Here is a 21,310-nt window from a genome sequence, read left to right on the forward strand (position 1 = left end):
GAGGCTGGCGCGTCGGATGGCGCGTCGGATCTTCCGCCGCTTGCAGGCCGGCATCACCTGAATATCGACATACCTAGCCCAGCAGCAAACCCAGCGTAATCGCCAGCTGGCCGACGTAATACAGCGCCCAGACCGCATGGCGCACCCAAATGCGGTGTGGCGAGATGGCGGGCAGCAGGAACTTTTCCGCGGCGTGCAGCCCGTCGGACAGCATGAGCAGGACGACGCCGCCGACGACCCCGACGCTGTTCAGGGTGAGCGCCGCAATGCCCATGGCAAGCAGTGCCGCGGCATGCACACCGATCGGCAAACGCAAGGCCGGGCCGATGCGGCGCCGGAGCGCGAAAAGCATGGCCAGCACCGACACGACCATCGCCAGCACGATCGCTGCCCGCCACGGCTCGGCCGAAAGCAGCCCGAGGCCGCCGCCGGCACGCAGGAACAGCACGACGTAAAGCACGTGCGCGGCAAGAAAACTGGCCGTGCCGCCAAGAAATGCCTTCTCGCCGTCGCGCGACAGGAAGGCGTCGCCGACGGCACTGGCGCCGAGCGCGGCGACGAGCAGCCATGGGCCGCCCTGCTGCACGACCAGCACCGCCAGCATCGCCACCGCCAATGTCCTTGCCGCCGACTGCGAAAGGCGCGGCGGCATGCCGAGGCTGAACGCGTAAATCACCGCCGCCGCCAGCGAAAACAGCAGCGTCGCATTGGCATTGGCATCGATGCCGCCGGGAAACGGCATCATGCGTTTGCCTCGCTCGCGGCCCTCTTGCGCAGGAACAGCGATTTCGCCGCCAGTGCCGCGCCGCCGGTGATCAGCACGCAGGCGGCGAGGATGCGCCATGACGGCTCGGCGAAGCCGGCTGATATCAGCACCAGGGTGGACAGCAGCGGCGCGGCATAGCTCGCCGCCCCCAGCACCTGGATGTTGCCGCGCTTGACGCCGATGTCCCAGGCATAGAACGCCGCCCCCACCGGCATCAGACCGAGGCCGAGCACGGCCAGCCACTGGCCGGCGCCGGCGGGCAGCACCGTCTCTTCAAGCAACAGATGGCAGACCAGCGAAAGGGTCGCGGTGGCGGCGCAGAACCAGGTGACGATGCTGGTCGGCACCGAGGGGAAGCGCCGCGACAACAGCGAATAGGACGACCACAGCACCGCGCAGACGCCGGCCATGGCGTAGCCGAAGGCATAACGCGCGTCGAAGGCAAGCCCGCCGCCCTTGGTGACGATCAGGACCGTGCCAGCAAGGCCGAGCAGCGCGCCGGCGACGTGGTTCCAGGCCAGCCGCTCGCCCGGCATCAGCGCCGATCCGAGCACGATCAGCAGCGGCCACAGATAGGCGATCAGGCTGGCCTCGACGGCCGGCGCATTGCGCAGCGCGGTGAAGTAGAAGAAGTGGTAGCCGAACAGGCCGGCAATGCCAATCACCCAGACCTGGCGCGGTATCTTCGCGGCGCCGCCGGCTGCCGGCATGAACAGCCGGGCAACCAGCCCGACGCAAGTGCCGATCGTGAAGGTGATTGCTGAAAGCAGGAACGGCGGAACGGCGCCCGAAGCATCCGTAAGCAGCGCCAGCAGCGCCCACATGGCGACCGCGGAGAAGCCGATCAGTGTTGCGCGCGCCATATCCGTCGCCCCCGTGCCCCGTTGGCGGCGCACCATCACGCCTATTCGTTCGCTTCGAACCGCTCCGCGCTGATCGTCAACGGGCCGATTTGCGTGCTGACCGTGGCGCGGATCGGCGCATATACGCCGCTTTGGCCGACCGGTGCAAACGTCACCATGATGCGGCTGCGTTTCTTCAGGTAGTTCAGCGCCTTGCGGTTCTTGCGGTAGCCGGCCACCGGCTCGAAGCCCAGCCTGCAGGTGACCGTATCGCCCTTGTAGCCGGTCACCGAGATCGACCCTTTGGACTCGTAGGTCAGTTTGAGATCGGCACGCATTTCGCCGTCATAGAGCTTCACCGTGCGCCCGCAGACCTGGTCGAGGCTGTCGGCATGGATGACGGTCGCGGCCATCGGATCGAGGACCGATACGAGATGGCTGCCGACCAGCGGTATCCAATTCTCGGGATTGCGCTTCTTCGGCTCAGGCACGACCTTGGTCGAGGTGACGACGCCGTTGGCAAACTGGATGTCGATCATCGATGCCTTCTTGCCGGACGTGTAGTCGGCGTGGAACGCTTGCGGCTGCAACTGCTTGCCCGAAATCTTGCCCTTCGACGAGATCGTGCCTCGCGTATCGTCGAACAAAGTGGCGAGCCCGGCGGCGGAAACGCTGCCCTCGATCGAATAGGTGTCACCCTCGTAATGGCTGGAGAATTTCGCCTTGGCCACGGAGAGGCCGAGGAACGACACCGAATATTCGCCCGTGAAGGATTGCGGCTCAGCGGCCGAAACCGTCGTCGAAAGCGCGACGGCCATCAGCACGACCAGGGCATGGAGGAAAGAACGAGGCATGGCGGGTCCTTGATTGTCGACCGGACGGGCGGCTCCGGTCTGGCATGTCCCTGTGCGACCGCTTATAGGCTGAATTCCGGCCTTAATGTGAAAGGCGCCGTCGGCAGGCAACGTTGGGGCTGGTCGACGGCCAAAATAAAAAACCCGCCTCGGCGGGCGGGTCGTTGGAGCCAATTAGCACCATACCGAAATTAGTAGCATAGCTGCCGGCACAAAGCAAGAACAAATGTGGCGCCCTCGACGAATCTGCCGATCTGCCTCGGCCCGGCAGAGGGAAAGGGTTGCGGGGGGAAAGGTGGCTCGGCGAAGCCGAGACGGAGAGGGGGAACCGCGCTCTACGAAAAGGCCCCTCTCCGGCCGCAGAGCCTGTCCTCGGGCTTGCCGAAGGCAAGACCCGTGGGCGGCCACCTCTCCCCCGCTTCGCGGTGGGCGAGGAACCTAGGTCTTGAGAGATCCGCGGGACAGCAACATCTCCTCCTGAGGGGGCGATCAGCAGCTTCACCGACGACACCTACTCCGAAAGTGCGATTCCCCATCCCCGAAGCAACCCCAAGCTTGACGCATCGGCGAAATGCAACTATGGAACGCCAACTTTTTCCATAAGGCCGCCTGACCGAAACCGCGCGCCACCCGGCGCGGGTCGAATGTTTGGCCAGGACCGAGAACCGAAGGTTAGAACCATGTCCCGCACCTGCGAACTCACTGCCAAGGCAGTCATGTCCGGCAACAATGTGAGCCACGCCAACAACAAAACCAAGCGTCGCTTCCTGCCCAATCTCGTCAATGTGACGCTGATCTCGGAAGCGCTGAACCAGAATGTGCGCCTGCGCATTTCGGCCAACGCGCTGCGTTCGGTCGAGCATCGCGGCGGCCTCGATGCCTTCCTGGCCAAGGCCGATGCCAAGGAATTGTCGCAGCGCGCCCGCCTGTTGAAGAAGCAGATCGCCAAGAAGCTCGCCGAACAGCCGGCCGCCTGAGTTTTTCGGCGGCGGCCGCCTTCCAGGGCGCGACCGGGTTCCGGATCGCGTTCCGCTGGTTCCATTACCCAGGATAAAAAAATGATTTTCCTCTCGCGGTACCTGCCCTTCGTGGCGGCCATGGCGCTCGTCGTCGTGGCCTCGAACATCCTCGTGCAGTTCCCGATGCAGGGTGCAATCGGCGGGTTGTCGCTGGCCGACATCCTGACCTGGGGCGCCTTCACCTATCCGTTCTCCTTCCTGGTCACCGATCTCGCCAATCGCCGTTATGGGCCGGCGGTGGCGCGCAGGATCGTCTTTGTCGGCTTCATGACAGCGGTGGTCTGCTCGATCGTCATCCCACCGCTGCTGTTTCGCCACGGCCTGATCGAATTCGAGACCGCCGCCGACCGGCTGGTGCGTATTGCCGCGGCGTCGGGTGCGGCCTTTCTCACCGCGCAGTTGCTCGACGTCACCGTGTTCAACCGGCTGCGCCGGCAGAGCTGGTGGCGCGCGCCGATCGTCGGCACCCTGGTCGGCTCCGTCTTCGATACGGTGGTGTTTTTCACCGTCGCCTTCGCGGCGGCGTTCGCCTTCGCCGGGCCCAATGACGGCTTTGCGCTGGAAACCGCGCCGCTGATGGGCGTGCTGCCGGTCGAGACGATGCGCTGGATTTCCTGGGCGCTCGGCGATCTCGGCGTCAAGCTGGTCATAGCGGTGGTGGCGCTGATCCCCTACCGGCTGCTTGCCGCCCGCTGGAGCCAGCCGGCACTGGCGGCATAGAGCGTGATCCCGAAAAGTGGGAACCGGTTTTCGGACAAGATCATGCTCAAAGACTATCGAGCATGATCCCCTGGCTTCAACTGGACTCGGCAAAAACGCCTGACGGCGGACAGGAACTCCGCCTGAAACGGCGCGGCGGCGAATTCTCGATCATGCTTGGCGCGAACGAGCTGATGAACAGCCGGCTCAGCGGTTCCGAAGAAGCGCTGGCGAAACTGTCCTGTCAAAGGATTGCCGGCCGCCGGACCCCAAACATCCTGATCGGCGGCCTCGGCATGGGCTTTACGCTGCGCGCGGCGCTGGCCGAGCTCGGCGACGATGCGCAGGTCGCCGTTGCCGAACTGGTGCCGGCCATCGTGATTTGGGCGCGCGGCCCGATGGCCGAGCTGTTCGGCGGCTGCCTTGATGACCGGCGCGTCAGCATTCGTGAGGCCGATGTCGGTCAGCTCATCCGATCGCAAGCTTCGGCCTGGGACGCGATCCTGCTCGATGTCGACAACGGCCCCGAGGGCATCGTCTACAAGGCCAACGATGCGCTCTACAGCGCAGCCGGCCTGATCAGCGCGAGAGCAGCTCTCAAGCCCGGCGGTGTGCTGGCGGTCTGGTCGCAGGGCCCTGACGCAGGTTTCACCCGAAGGCTCAAGCAGGCCGGCTTCACGGTCGAGGAGGTCAAGGTGCGGGCTCACGGCAAGCGCGGCGCCCGTCACATCGTCTGGCTCGCGAGCAAGGGGCAATAGGCCACCTCGCAATCCGGGCGGGCCTTGTTGGACGCCGCCCGGTACGCCGGCGAACCTCTACTTCGCCTTCTGAAGCTCGGCGGCAAGCGCCTGCAGCAGCCCGCGTGTGCCCTCCTCGCGCCCTTGCGCTGAATCGACGCCATCGAAGAACGCACCCTGTTCGGTATAGGTCAGGCGGGTGCCCTCGCCGGAAAGTGCAAGCTCGACCGTGGTGAGCGACGCCGACAGCGGCTGCGCCCCGACCGCCATCCGGTATGAAAATACGATGCGCCGGTCAGGGACGATGTCCTGGAACTGCGCATCGAGCCTGATCTCCGGGCCGCCCTGGTAGCTGAACCGCGAAACCTCGCCGCCGCCGACACGGAAATCGAAGGTGAATTCGGCGATGGTGAAGCCGTCGCCTTCGACCCGCCAGCGCCGCACCGTCGCCTTGTCGGCAAAGGCGAAGAAGACGCTCTCGGGCGATTGCGGATAGGTCCGCTCGATCGTGAAGGTCGAATGGATGACGGACTGCTGGTCGTTCACGGGGGCAATCTGGTTCATTTCTTGTCGTCCTTTTCCTGGTCGTGGATTGTTGCGTTCGTTTGGTCAGTCTCCGCCAGGATCTGGCCGAGACGGTCGAGGTGGCGTTCGGCCGGCGTACGGCGCGCGGCGATCCAGTCGGCGAGCGGGGCAAGCCCGCCGGGCTCGATCCGGCAGGTGCGCACGCGTCCGACCTTCTCGCTGCGGATCAGCCCGCACGCTTCCAGCGCCTGAAGATGCTGGAGCACGGCGGCGAAGGTCATGCCGAACGGCTCCGCCAACTGGCTGACGGTGGCCGGCCCGCGGCTCAGCCTTTCCAGGATTGCCCGGCGCGTCGGCTCGGCAAGAGCCCGCAGGATGCTGTCGATCTCGGAATACTTAAGCATGGACTTGAGTATTTCGCCGATGACACAAATTGTCAAGTCACGGCTAAAGTATTTTTGCTGATGGTGAGAGCCGGCTGGAAAACCCGCGACGCGGGTCATTGCCAGGGGAAATTGCGAGGGAAATTGCCTGCGCTGCAAAACGGCGCGGAAACGCCAGCGATGCTGTCAGCCAGCAGGCCGGTCGCGCGTCAATCCTCGTGCAGCACAAATTCCAGGTAAAGATTGCGCTGCAGGATCGAGTGGTTGTCGTCGGACATCAGCGACACGATCAGCGCGCCATCGTCGCGGGTCCAGACGTCGAGCGCTTCCATGTTGTCGATCTGGTAGCCCATGTCGGCTTCGAGCAGCACCGGCCCGTCGGCGACGGCGCCCTTCTCGACGCTTTCGCCATAGATGCGCCGCAGCCGCATCTTGACGCCGCCGGCCATCGAAAAACTGCGCTCCAGAAGCAACAGGTCGCCGTCCGGCAGGAAGGCGCCGTCGGTGATGTCGAAATCGCCATTGCGCTTGATGGTGAAGACGCCCTTGCGCGGCCCTTCGATGATCGCGGCAAAGATGTTGCCGGTCTTGTCGAGGCTCTTTTCCGACACCACGACCAGCCCGCCCGCGTGCTGCCCGTGAGGATGGGCGCGGGTAACGGTCTCGAAGCCGCGATTGCGGCGGAGTTCCCAGGCCGGGATAAGGAAGTCCAATTGCCTGAACGGCGCCTTCATGTCGTCCGGGTCGATCTTGAACTCGGCGATACGGTGATCGCGCTCGAAACCGACCGTGGCAATGCCGTCCTTGACCGCGAGGCCTTCGGCATCGACCGCCCATTTCTCGTCGATCGGCTGGCCGGCCGCATCGACCATCTGCTGCATGCGAAAATTCTGGATGCCGGAAGGCCGCTTCTCGGCATCGTGAACGAGGGTGCCGAAGAACCAGAAACCGGTGTCGGCAACGCCGATGAAATCGCTGCCTGGCTTGAGGAACCGAAGCGCCGACAGCGCGCCGAAATCGCGCGTCGGCGAGGTCATTTCGAGCCCGCCGACGAATTCGAGCGGCCCGAACTGTTTTTCGTCATTGCCGATGCGAAACTGGGTTATGGGCCGGGCCGAGATTTCGGCCGGCTCGACCGAGGCCGGCCCGGCAGCGACAGCCGGGGCCAAAGTGATGCCGAACAACGCAATGGCGGCCAAAAGCTTCTGCCAAAAGCCGCCGCGGGAACAAATCATCCGGCGCGCCGCATGCCGCCGCGCCGCGTGTCGCGCACGGTTTCCTCGGCGAACAGCGAGGCCAGCTGCTCGGTCATGGCGCCGGCCAGTTCTTCGGCATCGACGATGGTGACGGCGCGGCGATAGTAGCGGGTGACGTCGTGGCCGATGCCGATGGCCAAAAGCTCGACCGGCGAGCGCGTCTCGATGAGCTCGATGATGGCGCGCAGATGCCGCTCGAGATAATTGCCCGGATTGACCGACAGCGTCGAATCATCGACCGGCGCGCCGTCCGAGATCATCATCAGGATCTTGCGCTGCTCCGGCCGCGCGATCAGCCGGTTATGCGCCCACAGCAGCGCCTCGCCGTCGATGTTTTCCTTGAGCAGGCCCTCGCGCATCATCAGGCCGAGATTGCGGCGCGCCCGCCGCCACGGATGGTCGGCGGATTTGTAGATGATGTGGCGCAGATCGTTGAGCCGGCCGGGGTTCGGCGGCTTGCCTTCCTTCAGCCATTTCTCGCGCGCCTGTCCGCCCTTCCAGGCGCGGGTGGTGAAGCCGAGGATTTCGACCGAGACGCCGCAGCGTTCCAGCGTGCGCGCCAGGATGTCGGCGCAGGTCGCGGCGACCGTGATCGGCCGGCCGCGCATAGAACCCGAATTGTCGAGCACCAGCGACACCACCGTGTCGCGGAATTTGGTATCGCGCTCCTGCTTGAAGGACAAAGGCTGCATCGGGTCGATGACGACGCGCACCAGCCGTGCCGGATCGAGATAGCCTTCTTCGAGATCGAAATCCCAGGAGCGGTTCTGCTGCGCCATCAGGCGGCGCTGCAGCCGGTTGGCCAGCCGCCCGACGACGCCGGAGAGGTTGGCGAGCTGCTTGTCGAGGAAGGCGCGCAGCCGGTCGAGCTCCTCCTCCTCGCACAGTTCCTCCGCACCTACGGTCTCGTCGAAGGCCGTGGTGAAGACCTTGTAGTCGATCTCTTTCGGCAGATTGGTGAAGGGATTGTCGTTGCGGCGCGCCTCGCCGGGCGTCTCCGCATCGGCGTCGTCATCGTCGGAGAGATCCTCGGCGGTGGCGTCGGAGGCCTCCGTCTCGGCCGATTGCTCGTCGTCCGACGATGCCTCGGTATCCTCGGACTGCGACTGCTCGGAGCCCGAATCGTCTTCGCCGCCCTCCTCGCTCTGCTCCTCGCCTTGCGGCTGGTTTTCGTCGTTGTCCTCGGAGTCTTCCGTCTCCTGGTCATCGCCGAGTTCCTCGGCCATTTCCATGGAGGCGAGCATCTCGCGCACCACGCGGGCGAACGCCTGCTGGTCGTCGAGCTTTGCCGACAGCCCGTCGAGATCGGCACTGGCTTTTTCCTCGACCCAAGGGCGCCAGAGATCGACCAGCCGTTCGCCGCTTTTCGGCACAGTGCGGCCGGTCAGCTTTTCGCGCACCATCAGCGCCAGCGCTTCCTCGATCGGCGCGTCGGCCTTGTCCTTGACGTCGACGAGGTTGGCCCTGGCGTATTTGTCCTCCAGCATCGAGCCGATATTGTCGGCGACGCCCTGCATGGCGCGGCTGCCGATCGCCTCGACGCGGGCCTGCTCGACCGCGTCATAGATGGCGCGGGCCTGTTTGCCTTCCGGTGCCAGCCTGGTGTGGATGCGCGCATCGTGGCAGGCGCGCTTCAGCGCCATGGAATCGCCGAGCCCGCGGGTGATGGCGATGTCCGCCTTCGATGCCTTCTTCGGCAATTCCGGCAGCCGGGCGCGGCTGCCGGCCAGCGCCGGCCGATCCTTGGCGAAGCCGACCTCGAGATCCTTGTCGCCGGCGATGGCGCGCATGCAGACGGTGACGGCGCGCTTGAAGCTGTCGTTCTCAGCGCCGGTCTTGGATTTGTTTCGCGTGTTGTCGCCCGGACCCGCCATCGAGACTCTGCTTAGCCCAGCACCACATTCGCCGCCGATTCCGGCAGATCTTCGCCGAAGGCGCGCTGGTAGAATTCGGCGACGAGCGAGCGTTCCAGCTCGTCGCATTTGTTGAGGAAGGTCAGCCGGAACGCCATGCCGATATTGCCGAAGATTTCGGCATTCTCGGCCCAGGTGATAACCGTGCGCGGGCTCATAACCGTCGACAAATCGCCGTTGATGAAGGCCGAGCGCGTCATGTCGGCGACCCGCACCATCTTGTTGACGATCTCCTTGCCCTTGCCATCGCGGTAGTGCTTGGCCTTGGCCAGCACGATGTTCACTTCATTGTCGTGCGGCAGGTAGTTCAGCGTGGTGACGATCGACCAGCGGTCCATCTGCGCCTGGTTGATCTGCTGGGTGCCGTGGTAGAGGCCGGTGGTGTCGCCCAGCCCAACCGTGTTGGCGGTCGAAAACAGCCGGAAGGCCGGGTGCGGGCGGATGACCCGGCTCTGGTCGAGCAGCGTCAGCCGGCCCGACGATTCCAGCACGCGCTGGATGACGAACATCACGTCCGGGCGGCCGGCATCGTACTCGTCGAAGCACAGCGCGACATTGTGCTGATAGGCCCAGGGCAGGATGCCGTCGCGGAATTCGGTGATCTGCAGCCCGTCCTTGACGACGATGGCGTCCTTGCCGACGAGGTCGATACGGCTGACATGGCTATCGAGATTGACACGCACGCAGGGCCAGTTGAGGCGGGCGGCGACCTGCTCGATATGCGTCGACTTGCCGGTGCCGTGATAGCCCGACACCATGACCCGGCGGTTATAGGCAAAGCCGGCGAGGATCGCCATGGTCGTGTTCTTGTCGAACAGGTAGTCCGGATCGATGTCGGGGACATGCTCGCTCGTCACCGCATAGGCCGGCACCACCATCTTGGAGTCGAAGCCGAATGTCTCCTTCACCGACACCGTGGTGTCGGGCAGGTTGGCGATGTCGCGATCGACCTTGTTCATCTCTATCAACGTCTCCACAAGCGAAACGCCGCGTTTCGCCGGCAATCGATTTTGTTCGGGGGCGGTCTTAGAGCCTTTTCCAACCTTATGAAAGTTGGAAAGCGACACGAACCGTATGGTCGCTCAGCACAAACCTGCCTGCTTGAGCACGCGATACGCCTGGAGCACATCGCGGAACCGGTCTTCCGAACCTCTGTCGCCGCCATTCGCATCCGGGTGGTGGCGTTTCACAAGTTCCTTATAGCGCGCCTTGATATCCTTGCCACTTGCCTTTGTATCAAGGCCAAGCGTTTCCAGTGCCTTGGCCTCAAGCGGCTTGGCCTTGCGCTCGCGTGCTTCGCGCGGGTCCTTCGGGCCTTTGAACAGGTCGAACGGATCGCGCATGCGATTGTAGTAGCCGGCGCGGCCGGAGCGCGCCTGGGCGAAGTCTGGCGAGGAGCGTGTCGAGGCACCGTTGACGCCCATTTTCCAGGTCGGCCGGTGGCCGGTCATGGCTTCCTTCTGGAAGCGGGCGATCTCGGTGTCGGGAACGCCCGAGAAATAATTGAAGCCCTTGTTGTACTCGCGCACGTGATCGAAGCAGAACTGGAAATACTCGCCTTCCTTCATCCGTCCGACCGGGGCACGGTGGGTACCGGCCTCCTTGCAGCCATCCCACTGGCAGATCGGCGAACGCGACTTCAGCTCCGCGTCCTTCTCCGGGCGGATGCGAATCTTCTCGAAATATTTTGGGTACGGCTTCATCTCACCCATTTATGGGCTGTTCGCTGATGCGAAACAAGAATTGACATTTTCGCGATGATCGCCCTAACCGCTGAATCGCGGCATAAAACCGGCGAATTGCGAATTTTGTGCGATGACATAGATGTGGTGAAGGGAAGCGGCGATGTCCATACAGGCAACGATGGAAGATAAGCTGAAAAAGGCGTTTTCGCCGGAACGGCTGGACGTCATCAACGAAAGCCATCTCCATGCCGGGCATCATCATGTGGATTCCGGCCATCACGCCACCTTCGACGGCACTGGCGAGACGCATTTCCGCGTCCGCATCGTCGCGCCAGCCTTTGCCGGCATGAGCCGCGTCGAGCGTCACCGCGCAGTCAACGATCTGCTGGCCGAGGAGTTGAAATCCGGCGTCCACGCCCTGGCAATCGAGCCGGTGGCGCCCGGTGAAAAGACCCGCTGGTAAATTTCAGCCGAGGCTCGCCCTCAGGAAAGCCATCACCGCTGCGGTCAATGCATCGCCGTCGGTGCCGAAGTCGCGATTGATCGACATGTGCGAATAGGCGCCGCCGTCGAACAGCGTGACCCTGGTTCCGGTGGCGCGCAGACGCCCGGCGAAGGCCTGGGCGTCCGCCGCGCGGGCTTTCGCCCGCGAATGGGCGATGAAGGTCGGCGGGTGCTTGCGGCCTTCCACATAGGTGACAGGCGACAGCGCGCGCCACTGCGCCGGATCGGGAAAGGCGCGGGCATAGACCCCTGCAATGCCGCCGCTTCTGGCCAGCGCCTCCAGATCGTAGGCCCTGGTGTCGTCGAGAACCAGCGCCGCGACGCCGGGCAGGCCGCCGCGCAGCCCGGTCAATGCTACGAGATGGCAGCCGGCCGAATGGCCCATGGCGACGATCCGGTCCGGATCGCCGCCATGCCTGGCGATGTTGGCGCGGACGTAACGATAGGCCAGTTCGACATCTGCCGCCTGGGTGGCGACGTCGGCTTCAGGCAGCATCCGGTAGTCGATCGAGACGAAGCCGAAGCCATTGTCGAGCAGGAAACCAGGCTTGGAATTGACATTGTTGCGGTTGCCGACCCGCCAGGCGCCGCCATGGACGAAGAAGACGACCGGCAGGCCGCTTGCGCCATCGCGGGAATAGATGTCGAGCTTGGCCGGCCCATAGTCGAAGGTTTCGGGCGACGGCGAACGCAGCCGCAATGCCGCCGCCTGTCCCGGCAGCAGCGCCGCCATCGACGCCAGAAGCAGGCTTCGCCGATCGATCGTCACCAACTCCTGACTGCCCACGGCTGCCACAAGGTGCGCACTGTCATTCTCCAAGCATCGCCGGCTTGATCCTCAGCCGCGCGATACGGTTCTTGTCGCGCTTCATGACTACGAAGCGCTTGCCGTGAAACGTAAAGGCCTGCTTTTCGTCCGGGATCGACTGCGCCTCGTGGATGACAAGGCCGGCGATGGTGGTGGCTTCCTCGTCCGGCAGGTTCCAGTCGAGCGCCCGGTTAAGGTCGCGGATCGGCACCGTGCCGTCGACGACGACGGAGCCATCGGCCTCCTGCTTGACGCCCTGGATGTCGATGTCGTGCTCGTCGGCGATCTCGCCGACGATCTCCTCGATGATGTCTTCCAGCGTCACCAGCCCCTCGACCTCGCCATATTCGTCGACGACGATGGCGAAATGCGCCTTGCGGCGCAGGAAGGCATTGAGCTGCTCCTGAAGCGTCGTGGTGTCGGGCACGAACCACGGTTTCGACGCGATCTTCATCACGTCGATCCTGGAAAAATCGTTGCCGACCTCGTTCAGCGCGCGCAGCAGATCCTTCGCGTGCAGCACGCCGACAATGTTGTCGAGCGAACCCTTCCATAACGGCATGCGGGTGTGCGGGCTCTGCAGGATCTCGCGAACCACCGCTTCGGGCGGGTCGTCAGCGTTGACGGAGCGCATATTCGTGCGGTGGACCATGACGTCCGACACTTCGAGCTCCTCGAGGTCGAACAGGCCGCCGATGCGGGCGCGGTCCTCGCGCACCACCTGGCCGTCGCGGCGGAAATCGTCGACGGCGCCGCGCAGTTCCTCGCGCGCAGAGCGCTGCGGCTCGATGCGTTGCAGCTCGTAGCCGAAGGCGGCGAGCAGGCGCCGGCGCAAGACGAAGCCCAGCAGGCCGAGGCCGGCGAGCACGGCAGCCGCGATCCAGCCGGCCTGGCTCATCCCGGGCGGCTTTCCTGCCGACCCGGATGGTTCTCCCGGAGGAACGCCAGCACTTCCGAGGCCGGCACATCCCGGGCGATAAAGGCCTGGCCGATGCCGCGCGTCAGGATGAAGGTCAGCGCGCCGCGCGACACCTTCTTGTCCTGGGTGATGAAGGAGAACAGCGTCTCGGCGTCGGGCAGTTCGCCTGGAATGTCGGCCATGCGCCAGGGCAGACCGACGGCGCGAAGATGCGCCTCGACACGCGCCGCGTCGTCGGGGCTCGCCAAATTGAGCCTTGACGAAAAGCGGTGCGCCAGCGCCATGCCGATGGCGACGCCCTCGCCATGCACGAGCCTTGCGCCGTCATAGCCGGTCGCCGCCTCCAGCGCATGACCGAAGGTGTGGCCGAGATTGAGCAACGCGCGGTCGCCGGTCTCGAACTCGTCGCGGGCAACGACGTCGGCCTTGGCACGACAGGCCTCGGCGATGGCCGCAGCCCGCTCCGGCCCGCCGGCAAACACTTGACGCCAGTTTTCTTCCAGCCAGGCGAAAAACTCGGGCCGGTCGATCAGCCCGTATTTGGCCAGTTCGGCATAGCCGGCGCGAAACTCGCGGATTGGCAGCGTGTCGAGCACTTCGGTGTCGGCCAGCACCAGCCTGGGCTGGTGGAATACCCCGACCAGGTTCTTGCCGCGCTTGCTGTTGATGCCGGTCTTGCCGCCGACGGAGGAATCGACCTGCGCCAGCAGCGAGGTCGGAACCTGCACGAAGTTCATGCCGCGCCGCGCGATGCCGGCGGCAAAGCCGGCGAGGTCGCCGACGACGCCGCCGCCGAGCGCGATGACGACGTCGCCGCGCTCCAGCTTGGCGGCCAGCACGCCGTCGACCACCTCTTCCAGATGGGCAAAGCTCTTGGTCTTTTCGCCTGGCAGCAACGTGATGACGGCATGTTGGATGCCACCGCTTGCCAGGCCGGCCGCAAGCGTCGCGAGATGCGCGGCCGCGACGTTTTCGTCGGTGACGACCGCCGCCCGCGTCCCCGGCAGACGGCGCGAAATCTCGGCGCCGGCGCGTGACAGCAGGCCGGGACCGATCAAAATATCGTAGGCACGCTCGCCAAGCCCGACTTCGACAGAGACCGTTGCATCAGCGCTCACGACCGCACCTCGTCAATATCGGCAACGCCGAGATGGCCGCGCAGCGCGTCCACCACTTCGGCGGCAATGATCTCCTTGCGGTCGTCGCGGGTCGGCACGATGACATCGGCCGCGGCGTAAACCGGGTAGCGTTCCGCCATCAGCCGTTCCAGCACGGCGCGCGGATCGGCGCTTTTCAGCAGCGGCCGGTTCTGTTTCTTGGAAACGCGCTCCATCAACAGGTCGATCTCGGCTTTCAGCCAAACCGAAACGCCATGGCTGGCGATCGCCTCGCGCGTCTGCGCGTTCATGAAGGCGCCGCCGCCGGTCGACAGCACCTGCGGCCCGTGCTCCAGCACACGCAGGATGACGCGCTGCTCCAGTGCCCGGAACTCCGCCTCGCCATAGCGCTCGAACAGGTCCGGGACGCTCATGCGCGAAACAGTTTCGATCTCCTGGTCGCTGTCGATGAAGGGCAGTGCCAGCATCGCCGCCACCTTGCGGCCGATCGCCGTCTTGCCGGCGCCCATCAGCCCGACAAAGACGATGGAACGGCCGCCCAGCCGGCCGAGCAGCGCGGCATAGCTCTCGCCCGGAGGATTTGCTGGTAGCGCGTTCATGCTTCTAGGGCCTCTTTGGCGGCGTATCGACATCAAAAGCCTGTTTGCGTCAAGCGCGGCGCAACCGGGACTATGGGCTTCACCCTTGAATTGGCCGGATTGGCGTCTCATAAGGGCACAGGGTTGGAAATGCAGAATAAGACGACGGGCGAAAATTAATGCCAACACTGTTTCGCTTTGTCGTGACGCTCGCGATTCTGGCCGGCATTGTCTATGGCGCGATGTTCGCCCTGGTCATGTTCGTCGAGCCGAGGAAGGCGGAAATGAGCGTGCGTATCCCTCCGGAAAAGCTCAATCCCAAAAAATGAACAGCGCCGCCCGCATCGAAGCTTTCCTGGAGATGATGAGCGCCGAGCGCGGCGCCGCCGAAAACACGCTTTCCTCCTATCGCCGCGACCTCGAGGACGCTTCCGCCGGGATCGGCGGTGGGCTTGCCGCTGCCACCAGCGCCGACATCCGCGCCTACCTCGACGACATCGCCGCGCGCGGCTTTGCCGCCACCTCGCAGGCGCGCAAATTGTCGGCGATCCGGCAGTTCTTCAAGTTCCTCTACGTCGAAGGCCTGCGCGGTGACGATCCGACCGGCACGCTGGACAGTCCGAAGAAGGGCCGGCCGCTGCCTAAGACGATGAGCGAGGCCGACACCGGCCGGCTGCTCGACCGTGCCGCGCAGGAGGCAATGGACCCCTCCCTGCATGACGGCGACAGCCTGGCGGCGCTGCGCCTGCACGCGCTGGTCGAGGTGCTCTACGCCACCGGCTTGCGCGTTTCGGAGCTGGTCGGCCTTCCCGTGACGGTGGCACAGCGCGACGACCGCTTCTTCATGGTGCGAGGCAAGGGCAACAAGGAGCGCATGGTGCCGCTGTCGGCCAAGGCGCGCACCGCGATGCGGACATGGCTTGCCGCACGGGGGGCGGTGCCGGCTCTTGCCGACAGCCCGTTCCTGTTTCCGGCTGCCTCCGACAGCGGCTATCTCTCGAGACAGGTCTTTGCCCGCGAGCTGAAAGGGCTTGGCGCTCGGGCCGGCATTGCCACGGCGAAGATATCGCCGCATGTGCTGCGCCATGCTTTCGCCAGCCATCTGCTGCAGAACGGCGCTGATCTCAGGGCCGTGCAGCAGTTGCTTGGCCATGCCGATATTTCAACGACGCAGATCTACACGCATGTGCTGGAGGAGCGGCTGGTGCGTCTGGTCAACGATCATCATCCGCTTGCCGACTAGGCGTCATGCCGCTATGTGAGAACGACGTTCCACCGCGCCCAGCCTGCATTTTCAGGCTTGCGTCAGTCATTGCCTTCCGACTTGCCGGTCCGCCCAAGAATGTACAATTACCTCGATTTCGAAAAGCCTGTGCAGGATCTCGAAGGCAAGATCCTTGAGCTGAAGAAGCTTGCCGAGAACGGCGAGGCGGTCGATGTCGGCGATGAGATCGCCCGTCTCGAGAAGCGCTCGCGCGATGCGCTGCGCGACGCCTACAAGGCGCTGACGCCGTGGCAGAAGGTGCAGGTGGCGCGCCATCCGGACAGGCCGCATTGCATCGACTACATCAAGGGCCTGCTTACCGATTTCACGCCGCTCGCCGGCGACCGCAATTTCGGCGAGGACCAGGCGATCGTCGGCGGCTTCGCCCGCTTCCGTGGCGAGCCGGTGGCGATCCTCGGCCAGGAAAAAGGTTCCGACACGGCAAGCCGGCTGAAGCATAATTTCGGCTCGGTCCGGCCGGAGGGCTACCGCAAGGCGGTGCGGCTGATGGAACTCGCCGACCGCTTCCAAATCCCGCTGCTGACGCTGGTCGACACTGCCGGCGCCTATCCCGGCGTCAACGCCGAAGAGCGCGGCCAGGCGGAAGCCATCGCCCGCTCGACCTCGGCCTGCCTTGGCCTGAAGGTGCCGTCGATCTCGGTGGTGATCGGCGAAGGCGGCTCCGGCGGCGCCATAGCGATCGCCACCGCCAACCGCGTCTACATGCTCGAACACGCCATCTATTCGGTGATCTCGCCGGAGGGCGCCGCCTCGATCCTGTGGCGCGACACCACGCGGTCCAAGGACGCGGCGACCAACATGAAGATCACGGCGCAGGACCTGCTGGAGCTGAAGATCATCGACGCCATCATTGCCGAGCCGCTCGGCGGTGCCCATCGCGCCCCCGAAACGGTGATCGCCGCAACCGGCGACCACATCGCCAGGACGATGAAGGAATTCTCCGGCGCCAACACCGATTTCCGCGAGCATCGCCGCGAGAAATACCTGGCGATGGGCCGCAATCTATAACATCCGGCAGGCACGCGGCCCGAAATGTGGCGGCGTGAACCAGTTTCGCCACAAAAATGCCGCCGCATTCGGCTCAGTGGGGTTGCCGTAAGGGGACGCGCCAGCATGATTGCGGTAAGGAATTTTCAAGGTTAACGGGCTTAGGGTCCGTCAGTGGTCAGTTTAGCAGCCGCGGCATCCGCGGTGCAGAGATGAAGACGATAGCCATATCCATGTTTGCCAAGCTTGCCCGCACCGGAGTTCTGATCGCTGCGATCGGCGTCGCCGGTTGCAATGATGCTTCGATGAAGGATTTTGCGCCGCAAGCCAACAAGCCGCTGCCGGACAAGATCCTGGCCGAGATGAAGGCCAAGGGCATGGTCCGCACCTCCTCGGTGATGGCCCGCATCTTCAAGGAAGAAGGCAAGCTCGAAATCTGGAAGGCCAAGACCAACGGCCGCTACGACCTGGTCGCCAGCTACGACATCTGCAAATGGTCGGGCAAGCTCGGGCCGAAGTTCACCGAAGGCGACCGCCAGGCGCCGGAAGGCTTTTACACGGTCCGCCCGGCACAGATGAACCCGCGGTCGAATTACCACCTGTCCTTCAATATCGGCTACCCGAACGCCTATGACCGCGCCAATGGCCGCACGGGTTCCAACCTGATGGTCCATGGCGCCTGCTCGTCGTCGGGCTGCTATTCGATGACCGACGCGCAGATCGAGCAGATCTACGCCTTCGGCCGCGACGCCTTCCAGGGCGGCCAGACCGAATTCCAGATCCAGGCTTTTCCGTTCCGCATGACCGCCGCCAACATGGCGCGTTACCGCAACGACCCGAACTACGAATTCTGGAAGATGCTGAAGGTCGGCTACGACAATTTCGAAGTCACCAAGGTGCCGCCGAAAGTCGACGTCTGCGAGAAGCGCTACGTCTTCAACCAGGTTGCGGCCGACGGCTCGACCTTTAATCCGACCGGCGCTTGCCCTGCGACCACCCAGCCCGATTCGCTGAAGAGCGCCATCAACGCCTATCAAAGCACCTATGAGGCGGCCTTCAACGGCGCCATGAAGGCCAGCGTGCCGGCACCCAAGCCGACCATCGCCGGGATCAAGGAAGCCAGCATCGTTTCCGACTGGTCGAAACGGCGTGCGCGCGGCGAACGCGTTCCGATCGAGCCGCCCTCGCTCAACCCGGACGGCACCGTGGCCGAAACGGCGCGCATGGGCCGCATCGATTCGCCGGCGGGCCGCAAGATGGCGGCGCTCGATGCCGAAAAGGCCGCCAAGCAGAAGGCCGAGGAACAAAGGCTTGCCGCCATAGAAGCGGCCAAGGCCGCGAAAGAGGCAGCCAAGGCACAGGCCTTGGCCGAGAAGGAAGCTGCCAAAGCCCAGGCGCTCGCCGAAAAGGAAGCTGCCAAGACCGCCGCCGAGATGCCTGTCGCCACCGCCACCGTAGCGCCATCGGAAGCCGCCCCGGCAGTCGAAACGCAGGCTGCGGACGCCGAAAGCACGGCGACAAGGTTGAAGAAAAAGCTGCTCGGCATGTTTGGCGGCTGAACTTCATGCTTGAGCAAGAAGATGGGGGCCAAGAACACAGGCCCTCAACCAGCCCCGCCGCCGTCTACGACCTCAAAGGCCTGAACTGCCCGTTGCCCGTGCTCAAGGCAAAAAAGCGCCTGGCCGCAATGCAGCCGGGCAGCCGGCTGTGGCTCGAAACCACCGATCCGCTCGCCGTCATCGACATTCCCGCCTTCTGCGCCGAGACCGGCCATCGGCTGATCGAGACGACGGCGATATCGGGCGGCCACCGCTTCCTGGTCGAGTGCGGGATCGGCTGAGTCTCGACTTAGCTCGTTCTGGCGAAAGCGGCTGAGCGGGATAATCTCCCCCCTTGAGGGGGAGATGGCCGGCAGGCCAGAGGGGGTTGCCGCGCGTGAAGCGCCAACCTTTTCTCTCGTCCCACAGGGCGTCGCGCCAGCCGAGGCGACCCCCTCTGTCGCCTTCGGCGACATCTCCCCCTCAAGGGGGGAGATCACGATCCGGCAATAGCCAGCGGGTTGCTTTCCAGTGCTGCGCGATCCGGCGTGTCGATCGACGGCCGGTTGGTGAAGGCGGCGAACAGCCGCCGGACATAGTCTCCGGGCATGTCGAGCGTGATCAGCACCAGTCTGGTGCCGCGCTGGCTGTCCGGCCAGGCCGGCAGTTGCACCGGCGGATGCAGGATCTTCTGCACGCCATGGATAACCAGCGGCCGCGACGGGTCTTCTGCAAGCTCGATGACGCCTTTCATCCGCAAAAGGCGCTCGCCATGCGCCGAGCGCAACAGATCGAGGAACATCTCGATTGCCGAAAACGGCACCGGCCCGTCATGAACCAGCGAATACGAACGCACGCGGGAATCGTGCCTGTGGTCATGGTGATCATGGTCGGCATGGTCATGCCCGTCGTGATCATGCCCGCCGTGGTCATGCCCGCCGTGGTCATGGTCGTGGCCGGCTTCTTCGCCGAGCCAACGCTGCACATCGACGGATTTGGTGGCCGGATTGTAGAGGCCGCTATCGAACAGGGTCGCGGTGCTTGCCTCGCCGGCGTCGAGCACCACGGCGCCCGGGTTGAGCTGCCTGAGCCGCGCCCGCAACGCCTCGACATCGCCTGCATCCGTGGTCAGGTCGGCCTTGCTGAGCACGATGCGATCGGCGACGGCCACCTGCTTCACCGCCTCGACATGCGCATCGAGCGTCGCATTGCCGTTGACGGCATCGACCAGGGTGATGACGCCGTCGAGCCGGAAGGCCTGGACCAGGGCCGGGTGTGCCATGATCGACTGCAGTACGGGGGCGGGATCGGCGAGCCCGGTGGTTTCGACGATGACGCGGGCAAGCCGGTCGATGCGGCCGGTCTGCAGGCGGTCGACGAGGTCAGCCAGCGTGTCGACCAGCTCGCCGCGCACCGTGCAGCAGAGACAGCCGTCGGAGAGCTGGATGATGCCGTCGGAGGCCTGCTCGACCAGGAGATGGTCGATCGCCATCTCGCCGAACTCGTTGATGATGACGGCGGTGTCGGCGAGCGCCGGATCCCGGAGCAGCCGATTGAGCAGCGTCGTCTTGCCGGCACCGAGAAAGCCGGTGAGCACCGAAACGGGGATCGGGAAACCGGCCATGCGGCTAGTTCAGCGCCTTGGCCGGCTGCTGGACCTGCGCGGCGGTGGCGGATCCGGCCACAACTGGCTCGGCGCCGGCCGGCGGCGCCCGGTCCGGCCGCCATGTCGGCAGCGGCACGTCGGCATATTCCTGCCCGGAGGCGTCGAGCATCGCCTTCGGCTTCGGTCCCGTGGCGCCGCCGAGGCCGACGGCGATCAGCGTCGGTACATGGTCGAGCTTTTCCTGATAGGGCGATTTCGGCACGTCCTTGCCCTTGTCGCCGACGGCGGGTGCGGTTTCCGACTGCTCCTCGACCGGCTTCTTCTTGCAGATTTCGTCATTCATGTCGTTGGCCGACATGGTGTCGCCATAGGCGGGCAGCGCCGCTACCGTCAGCCAGCTCGGCGCCGGCGTTGCAAAGCCCTGGTCGAGCAATTTTGCCGCCGCCTCGGCGCGGGTAATGGCCGATTGCTCGCCGAGCACTACGGCGACCAGGGTGCGGCCGTTGCGGGTCGCCGAGCCGATCATGTTGAAGCCGGACGAGCAGACGAAACCCGTCTTCATGCCGTCGGCACCCGGATAGCGGCCGATCAGCAGGTTGTAGTTGGAGATCGCCTTCTTGCCGACGGCAAGGCCTTCGATCGAGAACCAGGGGGCATATTGCGGAAATTCCTTGCGAATCGCCATCACCAGCAAAGCGAGATCGCGCGCTGTCGTATACTGGTCCGGCGAATAGAGCCCGTTCGGATTGACGAAATGGGACCCGCTCATGCCGAGCCTCTGCGCTTCGGCGTTCATGCGTTCGGCGAAAGCCGCTTGCGAACCGCCGATATTCTCGCCGACCGCCATGGCGATATCGTTGGCCGATTTGACCAGCATCATCTTCAGCGCATTGTCCAACCGCATCACCGAGCCCGGGTTGAAGCCCATTTTGCTCGGCGGCTCGCCGGCAGAATGTTTCGTTACCTTGATCGGCGAATCGAGCTGGACCTCGCCCGCGGCAATCGCCCGAAACGCCACATAGGCGGTCATCAGCTTGGTCAGCGAAGCCGGGTACCAGCGCCTGAACGCCTCCTGGTGCTGCAGGATCTTGCCGCTGTTCAGGTCGAACAGGATTGTCGGATTGGCCAAGGCAGGCCCGGCCAGCGCCGCAAGCACCACCGTGCCCGCCACCAACAGTTTGAGGAAATGCCTGTAGCGCATCATGAAAACCGAAATAGCCTCTTGCCGCAGTCCCACCTGGCTCCGTAAGATTTCGTTACACGATCGCCAGGATAATGGTCCGGCCCT

At 64.6% G+C, this 21,310-nt stretch carries 24 protein-coding genes; 9 read left to right on the forward strand and 15 right to left on the reverse strand.

The window, feature by feature from the left end:
- Positions 1 to 73: 73 nt before the first annotated feature.
- The 3 genes from NKI25_RS06250 to NKI25_RS06260 are packed head-to-tail and all read right to left on the reverse strand — an operon-like array spanning position 74 to position 2,462.
- Positions 74 to 745, reverse strand: coding sequence for a lysoplasmalogenase family protein (locus tag NKI25_RS06250; RefSeq protein WP_352998263.1), 672 nt, complete (start codon positions 743 to 745; stop codon positions 74 to 76).
- Positions 742 to 1,629 carry an aromatic amino acid exporter YddG gene (gene yddG / locus NKI25_RS06255; RefSeq protein WP_352593895.1) on the reverse strand — a complete coding sequence of 296 codons (888 nt, stop codon included), beginning with the start codon at positions 1,627 to 1,629 and terminating at the stop codon, positions 742 to 744. The genes NKI25_RS06250 and yddG overlap by 4 nt, the downstream gene beginning before the upstream one ends.
- A 41-nt stretch (positions 1,630 to 1,670) precedes the next feature.
- A complete protein-coding gene (locus tag NKI25_RS06260; protein ID WP_352593894.1) occupies positions 1,671 to 2,462 on the reverse strand; it encodes a DUF3108 domain-containing protein in 792 nt (263 codons plus the stop codon).
- 680 nt (positions 2,463 to 3,142) lie between these two features.
- Between NKI25_RS06260 and rpmB the strand changes: the two genes are divergently transcribed.
- From rpmB to NKI25_RS06275, 3 genes are all read left to right on the forward strand, one after another.
- Positions 3,143 to 3,439: a 50S ribosomal protein L28 gene (gene rpmB / locus NKI25_RS06265; protein WP_006328411.1), complete on the forward strand. Its 297-nt coding sequence runs from the start codon at positions 3,143 to 3,145 to the stop codon at positions 3,437 to 3,439.
- Between the two features lie 81 nt (positions 3,440 to 3,520).
- On the forward strand, positions 3,521 to 4,201 hold the full coding sequence (locus tag NKI25_RS06270) for a queuosine precursor transporter (RefSeq protein ID WP_023677896.1): 681 nt from the start codon (positions 3,521 to 3,523) through the stop codon (positions 4,199 to 4,201).
- A 62-nt stretch (positions 4,202 to 4,263) separates the two neighbouring features.
- Positions 4,264 to 4,938 carry a polyamine aminopropyltransferase gene (locus tag NKI25_RS06275; RefSeq protein ID WP_023677895.1) on the forward strand — a complete coding sequence of 225 codons (675 nt, stop codon included), beginning with the start codon at positions 4,264 to 4,266 and terminating at the stop codon, positions 4,936 to 4,938.
- A 57-nt stretch (positions 4,939 to 4,995) separates the two neighbouring features.
- Here NKI25_RS06275 and NKI25_RS06280 read toward each other — a convergent pair whose 3' ends face one another.
- The 6 genes from NKI25_RS06280 to NKI25_RS06305 form a co-directional block, all read right to left on the reverse strand.
- Positions 4,996 to 5,481 carry an SRPBCC family protein gene (locus tag NKI25_RS06280; RefSeq protein ID WP_352998264.1) on the reverse strand — a complete coding sequence of 162 codons (486 nt, stop codon included), beginning with the start codon at positions 5,479 to 5,481 and terminating at the stop codon, positions 4,996 to 4,998.
- On the reverse strand, positions 5,478 to 5,846 hold the full coding sequence (locus NKI25_RS06285; protein WP_352593939.1) for an ArsR/SmtB family transcription factor: 369 nt from the start codon (positions 5,844 to 5,846) through the stop codon (positions 5,478 to 5,480). The genes NKI25_RS06280 and NKI25_RS06285 overlap by 4 nt, the downstream gene beginning before the upstream one ends.
- A gap of 188 nt (positions 5,847 to 6,034) precedes the next feature.
- Positions 6,035 to 7,060 carry an esterase-like activity of phytase family protein gene (locus tag NKI25_RS06290; RefSeq protein ID WP_352593892.1) on the reverse strand — a complete coding sequence of 342 codons (1,026 nt, stop codon included), beginning with the start codon at positions 7,058 to 7,060 and terminating at the stop codon, positions 6,035 to 6,037.
- Complete coding sequence (gene cobT, locus NKI25_RS06295) at positions 7,057 to 8,955, reverse strand: cobaltochelatase subunit CobT (protein WP_352451202.1); 1,899 nt, start codon at positions 8,953 to 8,955, stop codon at positions 7,057 to 7,059. The genes NKI25_RS06290 and cobT overlap by 4 nt, the downstream gene beginning before the upstream one ends.
- A gap of 11 nt (positions 8,956 to 8,966) precedes the next feature.
- Entirely contained in the window at positions 8,967 to 9,953 is a 987-nt protein-coding gene (cobS, locus tag NKI25_RS06300) for a cobaltochelatase subunit CobS (protein ID WP_352451201.1), read from the reverse strand.
- A 123-nt stretch (positions 9,954 to 10,076) separates the two neighbouring features.
- Positions 10,077 to 10,706: a J domain-containing protein gene (locus NKI25_RS06305; RefSeq protein WP_254816626.1), complete on the reverse strand. Its 630-nt coding sequence runs from the start codon at positions 10,704 to 10,706 to the stop codon at positions 10,077 to 10,079.
- 133 nt (positions 10,707 to 10,839) lie between these two features.
- Between NKI25_RS06305 and NKI25_RS06310 the strand changes: the two genes are divergently transcribed.
- Complete coding sequence (locus NKI25_RS06310) at positions 10,840 to 11,142, forward strand: BolA family protein (protein ID WP_352570588.1); 303 nt, start codon at positions 10,840 to 10,842, stop codon at positions 11,140 to 11,142.
- 3 nt (positions 11,143 to 11,145) lie between these two features.
- Here the strand turns inward: NKI25_RS06310 and NKI25_RS06315 are convergent, their stop codons facing one another.
- The 4 genes from NKI25_RS06315 to NKI25_RS06330 form a co-directional block, all read right to left on the reverse strand.
- On the reverse strand, positions 11,146 to 11,916 hold the full coding sequence (locus NKI25_RS06315) for an alpha/beta hydrolase (RefSeq protein WP_352593938.1): 771 nt from the start codon (positions 11,914 to 11,916) through the stop codon (positions 11,146 to 11,148).
- A gap of 76 nt (positions 11,917 to 11,992) precedes the next feature.
- Positions 11,993 to 12,889 carry an HlyC/CorC family transporter gene (locus NKI25_RS06320; protein ID WP_023677887.1) on the reverse strand — a complete coding sequence of 299 codons (897 nt, stop codon included), beginning with the start codon at positions 12,887 to 12,889 and terminating at the stop codon, positions 11,993 to 11,995.
- Complete coding sequence (gene aroB, locus NKI25_RS06325; protein WP_352593891.1) at positions 12,886 to 14,028, reverse strand: 3-dehydroquinate synthase; 1,143 nt, start codon at positions 14,026 to 14,028, stop codon at positions 12,886 to 12,888. The genes NKI25_RS06320 and aroB overlap by 4 nt, the downstream gene beginning before the upstream one ends.
- Entirely contained in the window at positions 14,025 to 14,627 is a 603-nt protein-coding gene (locus tag NKI25_RS06330) for a shikimate kinase (RefSeq protein WP_352593890.1), read from the reverse strand. The genes aroB and NKI25_RS06330 overlap by 4 nt, the downstream gene beginning before the upstream one ends.
- Before the next feature lie 158 nt (positions 14,628 to 14,785).
- Between NKI25_RS06330 and NKI25_RS06335 the strand changes: the two genes are divergently transcribed.
- The 5 genes from NKI25_RS06335 (at position 14,786) to NKI25_RS06355 (ending at position 18,718) form a co-directional block, all read left to right on the forward strand.
- Entirely contained in the window at positions 14,786 to 14,935 is a 150-nt protein-coding gene (locus tag NKI25_RS06335) for a hypothetical protein (RefSeq protein WP_023677884.1), read from the forward strand.
- Positions 14,932 to 15,849 carry a site-specific tyrosine recombinase XerD gene (locus NKI25_RS06340; RefSeq protein WP_352998265.1) on the forward strand — a complete coding sequence of 306 codons (918 nt, stop codon included), beginning with the start codon at positions 14,932 to 14,934 and terminating at the stop codon, positions 15,847 to 15,849. Before NKI25_RS06335 ends, NKI25_RS06340 begins: the two co-directional genes overlap by 4 nt.
- A 99-nt stretch (positions 15,850 to 15,948) precedes the next feature.
- Positions 15,949 to 16,899 (forward strand): acetyl-CoA carboxylase carboxyltransferase subunit alpha, encoded by a 951-nt coding sequence (locus tag NKI25_RS06345; RefSeq protein ID WP_023677882.1) that lies wholly within the window; start codon positions 15,949 to 15,951, stop codon positions 16,897 to 16,899.
- A gap of 212 nt (positions 16,900 to 17,111) precedes the next feature.
- Positions 17,112 to 18,437 carry a L,D-transpeptidase family protein gene (locus NKI25_RS06350; protein WP_352593937.1) on the forward strand — a complete coding sequence of 442 codons (1,326 nt, stop codon included), beginning with the start codon at positions 17,112 to 17,114 and terminating at the stop codon, positions 18,435 to 18,437.
- A gap of 5 nt (positions 18,438 to 18,442) precedes the next feature.
- The gene (locus NKI25_RS06355; protein WP_352457621.1) at positions 18,443 to 18,718 is read left to right on the forward strand and encodes a sulfurtransferase TusA family protein; all 276 of its coding nucleotides are present in this window, start codon (positions 18,443 to 18,445) and stop codon (positions 18,716 to 18,718) included.
- Between the two features lie 194 nt (positions 18,719 to 18,912).
- Here NKI25_RS06355 and NKI25_RS06360 read toward each other — a convergent pair whose 3' ends face one another.
- Positions 18,913 to 20,040, reverse strand: coding sequence for a CobW family GTP-binding protein (locus NKI25_RS06360; protein ID WP_352998266.1), 1,128 nt, complete (start codon positions 20,038 to 20,040; stop codon positions 18,913 to 18,915).
- A 4-nt stretch (positions 20,041 to 20,044) separates the two neighbouring features.
- A complete protein-coding gene (locus tag NKI25_RS06365) occupies positions 20,045 to 21,223 on the reverse strand; it encodes a D-alanyl-D-alanine carboxypeptidase family protein (RefSeq protein WP_352457638.1) in 1,179 nt (392 codons plus the stop codon).
- Between the last annotated feature and the right edge of the window lie 87 nt (positions 21,224 to 21,310).

This window comes from Mesorhizobium sp. M0808, from assembly GCF_040320025.1.
In the GTDB taxonomy this organism is placed as follows: Bacteria; Pseudomonadota; Alphaproteobacteria; order Rhizobiales; family Rhizobiaceae; genus Mesorhizobium.